At 70.7% G+C, this 14,133-nt stretch carries 14 protein-coding genes, 1 tRNA gene and 1 riboswitch; of the genes, 5 read left to right on the forward strand and 10 right to left on the reverse strand.

The window, feature by feature from the left end; all coding sequences use genetic code 11:
• Window positions 1-65: 65 nt before the first annotated feature.
• Both AB0M39_RS29745 and AB0M39_RS29750 read right to left on the reverse strand, forming a co-directional pair.
• Window positions 66-1,154, reverse strand: a complete 1,089-nt coding sequence (locus tag AB0M39_RS29745) for a hypothetical protein (RefSeq protein WP_365369049.1) — start codon at window positions 1,152-1,154, stop codon at window positions 66-68.
• A 48-nt stretch (window positions 1,155-1,202) separates the two neighbouring features.
• Window positions 1,203-1,922, reverse strand: coding sequence for a DUF1707 domain-containing protein (locus tag AB0M39_RS29750; RefSeq protein WP_365369050.1), 720 nt, complete (start codon window positions 1,920-1,922; stop codon window positions 1,203-1,205).
• A 565-nt stretch (window positions 1,923-2,487) separates the two neighbouring features.
• Between AB0M39_RS29750 and AB0M39_RS29755 the strand changes: the two genes are divergently transcribed.
• The gene (locus AB0M39_RS29755; protein WP_365369051.1) at window positions 2,488-4,911 is read left to right on the forward strand and encodes a transglycosylase domain-containing protein; all 2,424 of its coding nucleotides are present in this window, start codon (window positions 2,488-2,490) and stop codon (window positions 4,909-4,911) included.
• 62 nt (window positions 4,912-4,973) lie between these two features.
• Here the strand turns inward: AB0M39_RS29755 and AB0M39_RS29760 are convergent, their stop codons facing one another.
• The 3 genes from AB0M39_RS29760 to AB0M39_RS29770 all read right to left on the reverse strand — a co-directional run bounded on the left by AB0M39_RS29760 (window position 4,974) and on the right by AB0M39_RS29770 (window position 6,210).
• Window positions 4,974-5,294 carry a multidrug efflux SMR transporter gene (locus tag AB0M39_RS29760; protein WP_365369052.1) on the reverse strand — a complete coding sequence of 107 codons (321 nt, stop codon included), beginning with the start codon at window positions 5,292-5,294 and terminating at the stop codon, window positions 4,974-4,976.
• Between the two features lie 33 nt (window positions 5,295-5,327).
• Window positions 5,328-5,397: riboswitch (guanidine-III (ykkC-III) riboswitch) on the reverse strand.
• A 92-nt stretch (window positions 5,398-5,489) separates the two neighbouring features.
• On the reverse strand, window positions 5,490-5,846 hold the full coding sequence (locus AB0M39_RS29765; RefSeq protein ID WP_365369053.1) for a co-chaperone GroES: 357 nt from the start codon (window positions 5,844-5,846) through the stop codon (window positions 5,490-5,492).
• 43 nt (window positions 5,847-5,889) lie between these two features.
• Window positions 5,890-6,210 carry a DUF3618 domain-containing protein gene (locus AB0M39_RS29770; RefSeq protein ID WP_365369054.1) on the reverse strand — a complete coding sequence of 107 codons (321 nt, stop codon included), beginning with the start codon at window positions 6,208-6,210 and terminating at the stop codon, window positions 5,890-5,892.
• A gap of 128 nt (window positions 6,211-6,338) precedes the next feature.
• Here AB0M39_RS29770 and bcp point away from each other — a divergent pair, with 128 nt between their 5' ends.
• Window positions 6,339-6,806 carry a thioredoxin-dependent thiol peroxidase gene (gene bcp, locus AB0M39_RS29775; protein WP_365369055.1) on the forward strand — a complete coding sequence of 156 codons (468 nt, stop codon included), beginning with the start codon at window positions 6,339-6,341 and terminating at the stop codon, window positions 6,804-6,806.
• A 37-nt stretch (window positions 6,807-6,843) separates the two neighbouring features.
• Window positions 6,844-6,927 (forward strand) — tRNA-Leu (locus AB0M39_RS29780).
• A 17-nt stretch (window positions 6,928-6,944) separates the two neighbouring features.
• Here the strand turns inward: AB0M39_RS29780 and rdgB are convergent.
• From rdgB to AB0M39_RS29800, 4 genes are all read right to left on the reverse strand, one after another.
• Window positions 6,945-7,547, reverse strand: a complete 603-nt coding sequence (gene rdgB, locus AB0M39_RS29785; RefSeq protein WP_365369056.1) for an RdgB/HAM1 family non-canonical purine NTP pyrophosphatase — start codon at window positions 7,545-7,547, stop codon at window positions 6,945-6,947.
• A gap of 181 nt (window positions 7,548-7,728) precedes the next feature.
• Complete coding sequence (locus AB0M39_RS29790) at window positions 7,729-8,127, reverse strand: hypothetical protein (RefSeq protein ID WP_365369057.1); 399 nt, start codon at window positions 8,125-8,127, stop codon at window positions 7,729-7,731.
• A gap of 91 nt (window positions 8,128-8,218) precedes the next feature.
• Entirely contained in the window at window positions 8,219-8,956 is a 738-nt protein-coding gene (gene rph / locus AB0M39_RS29795) for a ribonuclease PH (RefSeq protein ID WP_365369058.1), read from the reverse strand.
• A 402-nt stretch (window positions 8,957-9,358) separates the two neighbouring features.
• Entirely contained in the window at window positions 9,359-9,592 is a 234-nt protein-coding gene (locus AB0M39_RS29800) for a PTS glucose/sucrose transporter subunit IIB (protein ID WP_365369059.1), read from the reverse strand.
• 235 nt (window positions 9,593-9,827) lie between these two features.
• Here AB0M39_RS29800 and AB0M39_RS29805 point away from each other — a divergent pair, with 235 nt between their 5' ends.
• The gene (locus AB0M39_RS29805) at window positions 9,828-11,129 is read left to right on the forward strand and encodes a PTS transporter subunit EIIC (protein ID WP_365369060.1); all 1,302 of its coding nucleotides are present in this window, start codon (window positions 9,828-9,830) and stop codon (window positions 11,127-11,129) included.
• A gap of 269 nt (window positions 11,130-11,398) precedes the next feature.
• Complete coding sequence (locus AB0M39_RS29810; RefSeq protein WP_365369061.1) at window positions 11,399-12,667, forward strand: PTS transporter subunit EIIC; 1,269 nt, start codon at window positions 11,399-11,401, stop codon at window positions 12,665-12,667.
• A gap of 152 nt (window positions 12,668-12,819) precedes the next feature.
• On the opposite strand, the gene AB0M39_RS29815 is transcribed toward AB0M39_RS29810, so the two are convergent.
• Window positions 12,820-13,572, reverse strand: a complete 753-nt coding sequence (locus tag AB0M39_RS29815) for an MBL fold metallo-hydrolase (RefSeq protein WP_365369062.1) — start codon at window positions 13,570-13,572, stop codon at window positions 12,820-12,822.
• Between the last annotated feature and the right edge of the window lie 561 nt (window positions 13,573-14,133).

Raw genomic sequence — 14,133 nt, forward strand, 5'->3', positions numbered from 1 at the left:
TCGGCTGCCGCTTCTACCGCTTCCGCTCGACTACGGCTTCCACAGCTTCGGCTCGACGACGGCTTCTACCGCTTCGGCAGGGGAAGTTCCCGGCCGGGCAGGGCGAGGTCCGTGCAGCCGCGCCGCTCCGTCTGGTCCTTCGCGAAGGCGGTGAGCAGGGCCCGCAGCTGCGGTCCCTTGATCCCGGGCGCCTCACGCGAGGACGCCTCGAAGTTGACGGCCTCTCCGTCGCAACGGGCCTTCGCGCGGCCCCACTCGGCGGTGAGCAGCGGCCGCGTGTACCAGCCGTCCTCCTCGCTGTGCGCCCGGTCGCGGGCGGCCTCGCCGAAGGCGACCTCGCTCCAGTCGCCGTGCCAGGCGTTGAGGACCAGCGTCGGCTGCCGGCGGCCGGGGCCGGTGGACTCCTCGCCGGACGCGCGGAAGAGCTCGCAGCGGCTGAGGGGCGCCGCGTCGCCGCCGACGACGCCCAGCGTCCACTGCGCGTCCTTCGGCAGCTTCGCGGAGGCCAGCCAGGCGCAGGGGGTGTTTGCCGCGGCCGAGAGCGGTACCGGCTTGGGCTCCGCGGGCAGCACGTGGGCCGGGGCCTTCAGCGGCTCCGCCCCGCAGCCCAGCTCGTCGGAGGAGCGGTTGGTCAGGGCGACGGCGGTCCGCAGGAGGGCGTCGGGCGACTTCTCCGGGGCCGCGCCGGAGGCGGTCGTCCGCACGAGCATGCGCCGCGGCCGGCCCTCCGCGTCCTCGCCGAGGTCCGGACAGGTCCGCAGCAGCAGAAGCGCGCCGTTGTCGCTGGTGAACCCGGGCAGGCCCGTCGGCAGCCCGCCGACGGACAGGCCGGTCCCCCGGGAGACGGCCCTGCGCATCATGAGGTCCTGGCTGTCCCGGTTGGTGTAGGCGACCGCGGTGACGCCCTTGCGGGAGCGGCTGTCGCCGTAGAACAGCTGGCAGGTGTACTGGCCGATCTCCTTGCTGAGGTACTCGTAGTCGGAGGACAGCCGCTCGTCGTCCGGCGCCAGCTCGTCGACGGCCTCCGCGGGTACGGCGCCGCCGCAGGCTTCGCGCGCCAGCCACCACTCCTCGGCGTACGGCTTCGCGAAGTAGCCGACCGCGGCCAGCACCACGGCGGCTATCAGGCCCACCTTGACCCACCGGCGCGACATCCCGCCCCCAGACGCTCGGAATCAACGACCGGGGGGACACTACCGGCCTCAGTCGAGCTCCTTGCGGTCGCCCTTCTGGTCGCCCTTGTCCAGCCTGATCCGCGCCTCGTTCTCCAGCCGGATCCGCTCGCGCTCCGCCTTGAGGCGCTGCTTCTCCGCCTTGGTGCGCTTGCGCTCCACGCCCACGCCGCCCATCAGCGCGAAGCCGCTGACGATCACGCGCGGGGCGGCCGGGTCCGGGCCCTCGTCGTCCCCGTCGCCCGACTCGCCGAAGCCGCCCATGAAGCCGATGCCCCTGACCTCGACGTTCAGATCGGGCGGTACGACGATGTGGACCCCGCCCATGATCGAGAAGCAGCGGATCACGGTCTCGCGGTCCTCGAAGCGGGCCTCGCGCAGATCCAGCTCGCCGCCGCCCATCAGCGTGAACGTGGTGAACCTGCGGCCGACGGTCCACACGCCCTTGCGCCCGAAACCGCCCCAGACGGCGAACGCGCCCTTGGAGGTCGCCGGTCCGCCCACGCGCCGCGCCCAGTTCCCGCGCTCCGGGGCGGCGGACGGGGCCGGCGTCAGCACGGCGCCGGTCGGGGGCAGGTCACGCACCAGCGGCTCGAGGTCGCCGTGCGTGCGCGCCTTGTAGGCGGCGTCCAGACGCTGCTCGAACTCGTCCATGTCGAGCCGCCCCTCCGCCACGGCCTCACGCAGCCGCTCGGCCACCCGTTCCCGCTCGGCGTCGGAAGCCCGCATCTCAGGGAGTTCGCTCGTCATATCAGCAGACTAGTCAGGTCGGGCGCTCCCGACAGCGTGAGAGGGCGAGTCGAATAGATCTTTCCGGAGATCTTCCCGGAGATCTCGCCGAGGCCCGGGAAGCGGTCCGGGACGAGGCTCGGAGGCGGTCCGGAGGCGGTCCGGAGGCGGTCCGGAGGCGGTCCGGCGGGCTGCCGCTCTCGCCGGGATCAACGGCGATACCAGCGGCGAACTGCTCGAACGAATGGACGCCGACGCCATGGCGCGCGACCCCGTCGCGGCCGGCGGTCCTGTACGGAGCCGACGACCTCAGGGACGCCCCTTCCCTGCGCGGGCGCCGCAAGAGCCTAGGCGCGATCGTCGACCGCCTCAAGTCCCGTACGGATGCCCGCATCACCCCCGCCGTCCCTCCCGCCCCTTCCCTCCCCACCACCGCTCGGCGAGCACCCGACCGCGGAGAACAACCGGGCGCCGCCGCCTTGCCGTACGCGGACGGCCGGTCGCCCGCAGCAACGGGCTCGCCGCGTCCAGTTGCCCGGCTGCCGGATCCGGAGTATGACGCCCCGAAAAGTGCAGTATGGGTGCCATGAGCGATGATCCGCAGCAGCCGGGCTGGACGCCCAGGGACGCGACCGACGTCGGCCCCGAGCCCGCGCCCGGCACGGAGGGGAACGGCCGCAAGGCCCGCCCCAGGCGCACCGGCTGGCGTCGCGCCTTCCCCACCTGGCGCATGGTGCTCGGCGGCCTCCTGCTCATCGCTCTGCTGCTGATCGGCGGCTTCGTCGCCGGATACACCATCGTCGACATTCCGCCCGCCAACGCCGCCGCGACCGCCCAGTCCAACGTCTACCTCTACGAGGACGGCACCCAGATCGCCCGCGACGGCGAGGTCAACCGGGAGAACATCTCGCTGGCGCAGGTGCCCCTGACGGTTCAGCGAGCCGTACTCGCCGCCGAGGACCGGGACTTCTACTCCGAGAGCGCCGTCGACCCCAAGGCGATGGTCCGCGCCGCCTGGAACACCCTGACCGGCAAGGGCAAGCAGTCCGGCTCCACGATCACCCAGCAGTACGTCAAGAACTACTACCTGGGCCAGGAACAGACCGTCTCGCGGAAGGTGAAGGAGTTCTTCATCGCCGTGAAGCTCGGCCGCGAGGAGAGCAAGAGCGAGATCCTCCAGGGCTACCTCAACACCAGCTACTTCGGGCGCAACGCGTACGGCGTCCAGGCCGCCGCGCAGGGGTACTACGGCAAGGACGTCGAGGAGCTCGACACCGCCGAGGGCGCGTACCTCGCCTCGCTCCTCAACGCGCCGAGCGCGTACGACGTCGCCACCCACCCGGAGAACCGGGCCGCCGCGCTGGCCCGCTGGAACTACGTCCTGGACGGCATGGTCAAGGAACAGTGGCTCAGCCCGTCCGAGCGCGCCAGGACGACCTTCCCCATGCCGCACCGGGCGAAGCCCGCGACCGGCCTGTCGGGGCAGCGCGGCTATATCGTGCAGGCCGTCGAGGACTATCTCACCGGCCACGACGTCCTCGACGAGAACACCCTGGCCGCGGGCGGCTACCGGATCACCACCACCCTGCAGAAGCCGAAGCAGGACGCCTTCGCCGAGGCCGTCGACGACCAGGTGATGTCACAGCTGGACGCCGACAATCCCGCCGACCGCAATGTGCGCGTCGGCGGCGCGTCCATCGAGACGGCCACCGGCGAGGTCGTGGCGATGTACGGCGGGGTCGACTACACCAAGCAGTACGTCAACAACGCGACCCGCCGCGACTACCAAGTCGGCTCCACCTTCAAGCCGTTCGTCTTCACCTCCGCCGTCGAGAACGGCTCGACCACCCAGGAGGGCGAGCCGATCACGCCCAACACGTACTACGACGGGAACGACCAGCGCCCGGTCCAGGGCTGGCCGGGCAGGCCGTACGCCCCCGAGAACGAGGACCGCGTCTCGTACGGGCACATCACCGTCCGCACCGCCACCGACAAGTCGGTCAACTCGGTGTACGCGCAGATGGCCGTCGACGTGGGTCCCGCCAAGGTCGAGCAGACGGCGATCGACCTCGGCCTGCCGCCGGGCACCCCGGACCTGAGCCCGACCCCGTCCATCGCGCTGGGCCCGGCCACCGCCAGCGTCCTGGACATGGCCGAGGCGTACGCGACCCTCGCCAACCACGGCCGGCACGGGACGTACACGCTGGTCAAGAAGGTCAGCAAGGACGGCGTGGACGTCACGCTGCCCAGCGCGGACGCCCAGCAGGTCGTCAGCCGGGAGGCCGCCGACACGACGACGTCGATCCTGCGGAGCGTGGTCGAGGGCGGCACGGGCGCCGAGGCGCAGTCGGCGGGCCGCCCGGCGGCGGGGAAGACCGGCACGGCGGAGGAGGACAAGGCGGCCTGGTTCGCCGGGTACACGCCCGAGCTGGCGACGGTGGTCGCGGTGATGGGCCAGGACCCGGCCACGGGGGCGCAGAAGCCGCTGTACGGGGCGCTGGGCCTGCCGCGGATCAACGGCGGGGGCGCGCCGGCGAAGATCTGGGGGCAGTTCACGGCCGCCGCGCTGGAGGGCACGGAGGTCAACGACTTCGATCTGGAGCTTCAGGAGGGGGCGGAGGAGGAACTGCCCCCGTTCGAGCCGACGGAGCCCACGGAGCCGACCGAGCCGGACACCCCGGGGCGCACACAGGGGCAGACGGAGGGCCAGACCCCAGGCCAGACCGAGGGCCAGAGCCAAGGGCAGAGCCAGGGCCAGACCGAGGGCCAGACGCAGGGGCAGAACCAAGGCCAGAGCCAAGGTCAGAACCAGGGGCAGAGTCAGGGCCAGAACCAGGGGCAGACCAACGGCGGCGCCACCGGAGGCCAGGCCGACGGCGGCACGACGACCGGCGGCGGCCCGACCAGCCAAGGCGCGGACTCCACAGGGGCGACGACGGGCGGACCCGGCCCGGCGGGCGGCCTGCTCACGGGCGGCATGACGGGCGAGAGGCCCCCGCGGGCCGAGTGAGGCGCGGGCCCAGTGAGGCGGCGATCGGCGGGCCGGCCCGCGAGCCGGCCCGCCCCGCCGGCTCAGTGGCCGGACGTCGCCTTCAGGCCCACCACCGCGACCAGCAGCAGGGCGACGAAGAAGATCCGGGCGGCGGTCGCCGGCTCGTTCAGCACGAGCATGCCCACCACCGCCGCGCCGGCCGCGCCGATGCCGACCCAGACGCCGTAGGCGGTGCCGATCGGCAGGGTCTTCGCGGCGTGCGAGAGCAGCAGCATGCTGGCGACGATCCCGAGACCGGTGAACACGCTGGGCCACAGGCGGGTGAATCCCTCGGTGAACTTCATCCCGATCGACCAGCCGACTTCGAGCAGACCGGCGACGACGAGCAGAACCCAGGCCATGACAGGCACCTCCGAGACGCGGAACTACAGCGGGGTGCGTCGTCTTTGCATAACCCGGTACGACGCGTCTCGTCGGGGATGGCTCCACGATAGCAAGCGTGCCGGCCCAGGGCGTGCGAAGAGGGCTGGCGACCTCCGTCACCAGCCCTCTCACCTGCGCTTTTCTTACGCTGACCGGTACTGCGGATCTCGGTGCTACAGATACAGCCCGGTGGAGTCCTCGGAGCCCTGGAAGCGGTCCGCGGCGACCGCGTGCAGATCGCGCTCGCGCATCAGGACGTACGCCACGCCCCGCACCTCGACCTCGGCGCGGTCCTCGGGGTCGTACAGCACCCGGTCCCCCGGCTCCACGGTCCGCACGTTCTGCCCGACCGCGACCACCTCGGCCCAGGCGAGCCGCCGGCCCACGGCCGCGGTCGCCGGGATGACGATGCCGCCGGTGGAGCGCCGCTCGCCCTCCGGGATGTCGGTGCGCACGAGCACACGGTCGTGCAGCATCCGGATGGGGAGCTTGTCGTGCTGGGTGCTTTGGTCATGGCTGTTGGCGCTCACGCGTCGAACCTACCTGCCCGAGGGCGATCTGTACGCCGCCGGGTCACCCCCGGCGCCTGCGCGCCGACATGGCGAGCAGGCCCACCAGGCCCGCGACCATCAGCGCCACCGGCACCACCCGCTCCAAGCGCGGTGCGCCGTCCTCGCGCACGAACTGCGCCTTGACGTCGGACACCGCCCGGTTCACCGCGACGACCGCGCGGCCGGCCGTGTGGTCCACGGTCGAGGCGATCTTGGCCTTCGCGTCGCCGATGACGGTCTTGGGGTGTACCCGCACGCCGATCTCGTCGAGCGTCTCGGCAAGCTGCTCGCGCCTGCGGACGATGTCCGCCTCGATCTGCGCAGGGGTCCTGGCATCCGACACCGCGCTGCCTCCGTGGTCGTGTCCGGTAGTCCTTCCTCGACAGTCTGTCAGCTCGACGCCCGGCGCACCCCACGGCACCCCTATTACGCTCGGTGCCGTACGTCCGTACCCCCTGAGGAGAACCGAGAATGAGCGAGCGACTCCAGCCCGGCGACACGGCACCCGCCTTCACCCTGCCCGACGCGGACGGCAACGACGTCTCGCTCGCGGACCACAAGGGCCGGAAGGTGATCGTGTACTTCTACCCGGCCGCCCTCACGCCCGGCTGCACCAAGCAGGCCTGCGACTTCACCGACAACCTGGAGCTGCTGGCCGGCGCGGGCTACGACGTGATCGGCGTGTCCCCGGACAAGCCGGAGAAGCTGGCGAAGTTCCGCGAGAAGGAGAGCCTGAAGGTCACACTGGTCGGCGACCCTTCGAAGGCCGTCCTCGAGGCGTACGGCGCGTTCGGCGAGAAGAAGCTGTACGGCAAGACGGTGACGGGCGTGATCCGCTCGACGGTGGTCGTGGACGAGGAGGGCAAGGTCGAGCGCGCCCTCTACAACGTGAAGGCGACCGGCCATGTCGCCAAGATCATCAAGGACCTCGGCATCTGAGGTCCGTCGCCCGGCCAGTACGATGGCCGGGCGACTCGCGGTCGTGGTGGAACTGGCAGTCACGCTGGGTTTAGGTCCCAGTGGGGTAACTCCCGTGAGGGTTCGAGTCCCTCCGACCGCACTCATCGACTCCGGGCGTCAGCCCAGGAGTTCGCGTACGACCGGGACGAGGGCGCGGAACGCCTTGCCCCGATGGCTGATCGCGTTCTTCTCCTGCGGGGTCAGCTCCGCGCAGGTGCGGAGCTCGCCCTCCGGCTGGAGGATCGGGTCGTAGCCGAAGCCGCCCGTGCCCGTGGGCGCGTGGCGCAGCGTGCCGGGCAGCCGGCCCTCCACCACCCGCTCCGTGCCGTCGGGCAGGGCGAGGGCCGCCGCGCACCTGAAGTGGGCGCCGCGGTGGGCTTCGTCGATGTCGCCCAACTGGGCGAGCAGCAGGTTCAGATTGGCGGTGTCGTCGCCGTGCCGGCCGGCCCAGCGGGCGGAGAAGATGCCGGGCGCGCCGCCGAGGACGTCGACGCAGAGGCCGGAGTCGTCGGCGACGGCGGGCAGCCCGGTGGCCTGGGCCAGGGCGTGGGCCTTGAGGAGCGCGTTCTCGGCGAAGGTGACGCCGGTCTCCTTGACGTCGGGGACGTCGGGATAGGCGTCCGCGCCGACGAGGTCGTGGGGCAGGCCCGCGTCGGCGAGGATGGCCCTGAGTTCGGTGACTTTCCCGGCGTTGCGGGTGGCGAGGATCAGACGGGTCATGCCATCGATTATCCGGGCGCGGGGAGTGCGGCGTGTGCGGCCGTGTGCAGCCGTCCAGGCGTGCGGACGCCGGCTGGCCGGAGGACGGCGGCCAGCCGGTCGTGCGGACCGTGACGGGCGACTGGCGACCAGTCCGGCGTACGGGCTGTGGCTAGCCCGGCGTGTGGACCGTGGCCGGCAACTAGCCCGGCGTGCAGACCTTGCCGATCTCGGTGGCGGCGTCGGTGACGGGCTTGATGTCCGGGGTGCTGTCGCCGCTCTCGATCGACTTGCGGACGTTGTCGACGCCGGCGTTGAGGTCGTCGACGGCCTTGTCCAGGTCGGCGTTGTCGGTCTTGTCGCCGAGGCTCTTGAGTTCCCTGTCGATGTCGTCGAGGGCCTCGCGGGCCTTCGTCGGGTCGTCGGCGGCGCTGGAGACGGCCTGCTGGAGCTTGTCGACGCTGGTGGCGATCGCGTCGGCGGTCTCGACGCAGTCGAGGGCCTTGTCTACGGCGTCGTCGATGGCGCTGCAGCCCACCGTGATCGGTATGACCAGGGCGGCGGCGGCGAACGTGGTAGCGATGCGGCGGCGCGCAAGCATGGAACGGTCCTCCTGGATACGGACGGGCGCACGGTTCGGCCCGTGCGCCCGTGCCTCTAACGACGCCCGCGGGGCGTTCTTGGTTGCTCTTCTACCCTTCGAGTGTCCGCTCCAGAGCGGACGCCTGGAGCGCGGCGAGGTCGGCGCAGCCGCCGGTGGCGAGGTCGAGGAGCGCGTTGAGCTCCTTGCGGTCGAAGGGCTCGGCCTCGGCGGTGCCCTGGACCTCGACGAAGCGGCCGTCGCCGGTGCAGACGACGTTCATGTCGGTCTCGGCGCGGACGTCCTCCTCGTAGCAGAGGTCGAGCAGCGGGGTGCCGTCGACGATGCCGACGGACACGGCGGCGACGGTGCCGGTGAGCGGCTTGCGGCCAGCCTTGATCAGCTTCTTGCCCTGGCCCCAGGCGACGGCGTCGGCGAGGGCGACGTACGCGCCGGTGATGGCGGCGGTGCGGGTGCCGCCGTCGGCCTGGAGGACGTCGCAGTCCAGGACGATCGTGTTCTCGCCGAGGGCCTTGTAGTCGATGACGGCGCGCAGGGAGCGGCCGATGAGGCGGCTGATCTCGTGGGTGCGGCCGCCGATCTTGCCGCGTACGGACTCGCGGTCGCCGCGGGTGTTGGTGGAGCGAGGAAGCATCGAGTACTCGGCGGTGACCCAGCCCTCGCCGCTGCCCTTGCGCCAGCGCGGGACGCCTTCGGTGAAGGAGGCGGTGCAGAAGACCTTGGTGTCACCGAAGGAGACGAGGACGGAGCCCTCGGCGTGCTTGCTCCATCCGCGTTCGATGGTGACGGGGCGGAGTTGTTCGGGGGTGCGGCCGTCGATACGAGACATGGGGTCGAGCCTACTCACTGCGGACTCCGCCCCCATCCCCCACGTCTGCCCGCTGGGCGGCCACCCTCGCCCCGGGGGGCTGCGCCCCGTACGGCCTTCGGCCGTGTCCTCAATCTCCCCCAGACTTCGTCCGGGGGGACCCCCAACGGGCTGGGTTTCCCGGACTTGGGCGCGCACATTCAGCCCCGCCGGCGTTTGAGGCGCGGGGTCCGGGGCAGCGCCCCGCGGGTCGCCCGCACAGGGCATGTCACCGTTGCCCCAGGGGGCTGCGCCCCCGTACGGCCTTCGGCCGTGTCCTCAAACGCCGGACGGGCTGAAGAATCAGCCCCGTCGGCGTTTGAGGCGCGGGGTCCGGGGCAGCGCCCCGCGGGCCGCCCGCACAGGACAAGTCACCCCCGCCGCTCACATCATGTCTTCGATGTCCGCCGCAATCGGATCCGCGTCCGTGCCGATCACGACCTGGATCGCCGTGCCCATCTTCACCACGCCATGCGCCCCCGCCGCCTTCAGCGCCGTCTCGTCGACCTTGCTCGGGTCCTCGACCTCGGTGCGGAGGCGGGTGATGCAGCCCTCGATCTCCACGATGTTCTCGATTCCGCCGAGGCCGGCGACGATCTTCTCAGCCTTGCTGGCCATGTCTTTCTCCCTGTCCATCACAAGCGCAGTCTCGAGCGCGGTCTCGGCACACCGAAGGTTTTCGCTTTGTCACGTTAACCCACGGTTGGCCCATCTTCGCGAGCGGTATGCCGGGTCGTCACCAATGATGACGATCACCGGAGTTCCCCCCGCAGGCCGGACTCCGGGAGCCTATCGCAGCTGGTCTACACCAGTTGCACGAGCACCGGACGCGGCCCGTCCCGGGAGGACGCCCATGACTTCCGACAGCGCCGCCGCCGCGCCACGGCAGCAATGGTGGAGCGGTCTCTTCCAAGGGCTTCAGAAGATGGGCCGCAGCCTGCAGCTGCCCATCGCCGTGCTCCCCGCGGCCGGCATCCTCAACCGACTCGGCCAGCCCGACGTCTTCGGCGCCGACGGCCTGGGCTGGGACAACGTCGCCAAGGTGATGGCGGGCGCCGGCGGCGCGCTGCTCGACGGCAATCTCGGCCTCCCGCTGCTGTTCTGCATCGGCGTCGCGATCGGCATGGCGAAGAAGGCGGACGGCTCGACCGCGCTCGCGGCCACGGTCGGCTTCCTCGTCTACTACAACGTGATGCGCCAGTTCCCCGAGGACTGCCCGCCGGGCACGGCGGACGTCGACGGCGGCTGCCTGGCGCCCGAGGAGCTCTTCACCGGGTACACGTACCAGAATCCCGGCGTCTTCGGCGGCATCGTCATCGGCCTGCTCACTGCCTGGTTCTGGCAGCGCTACCACCGGGTGAGGCTGGTGGACTGGCTGGGCTTCTTCAACGGGCGCCGGCTCGTGCCGATCATTATGACCTTCGTGGCGATCGGCTTCGCCGCGCTGTGCCTGTGGGTCTGGCCGCCGATCGGCGCCGCCCTGGAGAGCTTCAGCGACTGGCTGGTGGGCCTCGACTCCTGGGGCTCGGGCATCTTCGGCGTCGCGAACCGCGCGCTGCTCGTCATCGGCCTGCACCAGTTCCTGAACGTGCCCATCTGGTTCCAGTTCGGCTCGTACACCCGGCCGGACGGCACGACGGTCCACGGCGACATCCCGATGTTCCTCGCGGGCGACCCGGAGGCCGGCCAGTTCCTGACCGGCTTCTTCCCGATCATGATGTTTGCCCTCCCGGCGGCGGCGCTGGCGATCGCCCACTGCGCCCGGCCGCACCGCCGCAAGGAGATCGGGGGCATGATGCTCTCGGTCGGCCTGACCTCGCTCATCACGGGCATCACCGAGCCGATCGAGTACTCGTTCCTCTTCGTCGCGCCGGCGCTGTACGTCATCCACACGCTGCTGACCGGCGTCTCGATGGCATTGACATGGGCGCTGGGCGTCAAGGACGGATTCAGCTTCTCGGCCGGACTGATCGACTACGCGATCAACTGGAGCCTGGCCACCAAGCCCTGGCTGATCATTCCGATCGGCCTCGGCTTCGCCGTCGTCTATTACGCGGTCTTCCGCTTCGCGATCACCAAGTTCAATCTGCCGACGCCGGGACGAGAGCCGGAAGACGTCGGAGAGCAGATCGAGCAGGACAACATCAAGGCGTAGCACCGGACACGGCCAGGCCGGGCACCCCTGCCATTCAGGCCCCAAAAGCCCCTTGGACCTTACGGTCCAGGGGTTTTTGCCGTGGATCGACAGCTATGTCTCAGGCCACAGAATTCGCAGGTTCCTTATCTAAGTCTCACGTGCTACAACTGGTCTACACCTCTCATTGGTGTAGACCACGCGGCCTTCCGGTACCGCGTTTTACCCCCGAAAAGGCCGCCGCCTCCTTCCACTTTTTCGCGCGGCGCCTTGCCCACTGGAGGAAGTTGATGTCCACGGCTAGCGCCGCCCCCGAGGCGGACAAGAAGAAGACGGGCGCCGGCGCGATGGCTGTCATGCAGCGCATCGGCCGCAGCCTCATGCTGCCGGTCGCCGTGCTGCCCGCCGCCGCGCTTCTGGTGCGCTTCGGTCAGCCCGACATGCTCGGCAAGGAGTCCTTCCCGGAGTTCATCACCAAGATCGCAGGCTACATGGCGGCGGGTGGCGGCGCCCTCATCGACAATATGCCGCTGCTGTTCGCCGTCGGCATCGCGATCGGCTTCGCGAAGAAGTCGGACGGCTCCACGGCGCTCGCCGCGGTGGCCGGCTACCTGGTCTTCAAGAACGTGCTCGCCGAGTTCACGGACAGCAACCTGCCGAAGGTGGGCACGGTTGTCGAGGGCAAGATCGTCATGAACGAGGCGCCCGTCAACGCCGGCGTCCTCGGCGGTGTCGTCATGGGCATAGTCGTCGCGCTGCTCTACCAGCGCTTCTACCGCACCAAGCTGCCCGACTGGGCGGGCTTCTTCGGCGGCCGCCGCCTCGTACCGATCCTGTCCTCGTTCGCGGGTCTGCTCGTCGGCATCGTCTTCGGTCTGATCTGGCCGTGGCTCGGCAGCGGTCTGCACAACCTCAGCGAGTGGCTCGTCGGCTCCGGCGCCGTCGGCGCGGGCATCTTCGGTGTCGCCAACCGTGCGCTGATCCCCGTCGGCATGCACCACCTGCTCAACTCGTTCCCGTGGTTCCAGGCCGGCTCCTACGAGGGCAAGAGCGGCGACATCGCCCGCTTCCTCGCCGGCGACCCGTCCGCCGGACAGTTCATGACCGGCTTCTTCCCGATCATGATGTTCGCCCTGCCCGCCGCCTGTCTCGCGATCGTGCACTGCGCCCGTCCCGAGCGCCGCAAGGTCGTCGGCGGCATGATGTTCTCGCTCGCGCTGACCTCGTTCGTCACCGGCGTGACCGAGCCGATCGAGTTCACCTTCATGTTCATCGCCCCGGTGCTGTACGCGATCCACGCGGTGCTCACCGGTGTCTCCATGGCGCTGACCTGGGCACTCGGCATGAAGGACGGCTTCGGCTTCTCGGCCGGCGCGGTGGACTTCCTCCTCAACCTGGGCATCGCGTCCAACCCGTGGGGCCTGGCCCTGGTCGGCCTCTGCTTCGCGGCGGTCTACTACGCGGTCTTCCGCTTCGCGATCACCAAGTTCAACCTTCCGACGCCGGGCCGCGAGTCCGACGAGGAGCTCGCCGAGCTGCAGAAGGCCGAGGCGAAGTAGGCGGCGGCCCAGCCAGCCGGGCGAGCGAGCCCCCGGCCGCTCGCGAACACGACGGAGCCCCCGTCCCTGTCTCCAGGGGCGGGGGCTTCGGTGCGTTTCAGGTGCGGCTCTGCCGGGCGGGCTCGCTCGCTCCCGGGAGCCGGACCGCCCCGTCAGATCTCGTAGACCGCGCCCGGGGCCGCGATCTCCGCGGGGCCCGTGTAGACGGCGACCGCGTCGGCCAGGTTCTGCGCGGCGTCCGTCCACGGCGGGATGTGGGTCAGCACCAGCCGGCCCACGTTCGCCCGCTGCGCCGAGGCGCCGGCCTCGCGGCCGTTGAGGTGGAGGTCCGGGATGTCCTCCTTGCCGTGCACGAAGGACGCCTCGCACAGATACAGGTCCGCGTCGTGCGCGAGCTCGTCCAGCGCCTCGCTGACCCCAGTGTCCCCCGAGTACGTCAGCGTCTTCCCGCCGTGCTCGACGCGGATGCCGTACGTCTCGACGGGATGCGCCACCCGCTCCGTGCGCACGGAGAACGGACCGATCTCGAAGCTGCCGGATTTCAGCGTGTGGAAGTCGAAGACCTCGCTCATCGACGACGCCGAGGGCGTGTCCGCATAAGCCGTGGTCAGACGCTGTTCGGTGCCCTCGGGGCCGTAGACCGGGATGGGGGCGCAGCGGCCGCCCTCGTGGCGGTAGTACCGGGCGACGAAGTATCCGCACATGTCGATGCAGTGGTCCGCGTGGAGGTGGCTGAGGAAGATGGCGTCGAGGTCGTAGAGACCGCAGTGGCGCTGCAGCTCGCCGAGGGCTCCGTTGCCCATGTCGAGGAGCAGCCGGAAGCCGTCGGCCTCTACGAGGTAGCTCGAACAGGCCGATTCCGCGGACGGGAACGACCCCGAGCAGCCGACGACGGTGAGCTTCATGGAGCTAGAACCTCCGTTGACGGGGAGGGCTGGGGGAAGGTCGTGCGGTGTGTTGAGCGTAAGGCGCGAAACGCCTGGTCGCTCCTCCAGGGCGGGCCGTTGTGGGGGAACTCACCTGCGGTGTCACCGGTTCGGGGGGTGTGGGGGGCGGGCGGGGGTCAGCTGTACGGGCGCGAGCGGGGCGCTGCCCCGAACCCCGCGCCTCAATCGCCGGGAAACCCAGCCCGTCCGGCGTTTGAGGACACGCCCGAAGGCCGTACGGGGGCGCAGCCCCCCGGGGCTACGGTGACACGCCCTGCGCGGGCAGCCCGCGGGGCTCCGCCCCGCACCCCGCGCCTCAATCGCCGGCGGGGCTGAATGTGCGCGCCCACGCCCGGGAAACCCAGCCCGTCCTGCGACGGCTGATTGTGCGGGTCGAGCCCGGGAAACCCAGCCCGTCCTGCGAGGCTGATTGTGCGGGTCGAGCCCGGCAAACCCAGCCCGTCCGGCGATTGAGGACACGGCCGAAGGCCGTACGGGGGCGTAGCCCCCTGGGGCAACGGTGACACGCCCTGCGCGGGC

The sequence above is a fragment of the Streptomyces sp. NPDC051907 genome (assembly GCF_040681075.1).
In the GTDB taxonomy this organism is placed as follows: Bacteria; Actinomycetota; Actinomycetes; order Streptomycetales; family Streptomycetaceae; genus Streptomyces.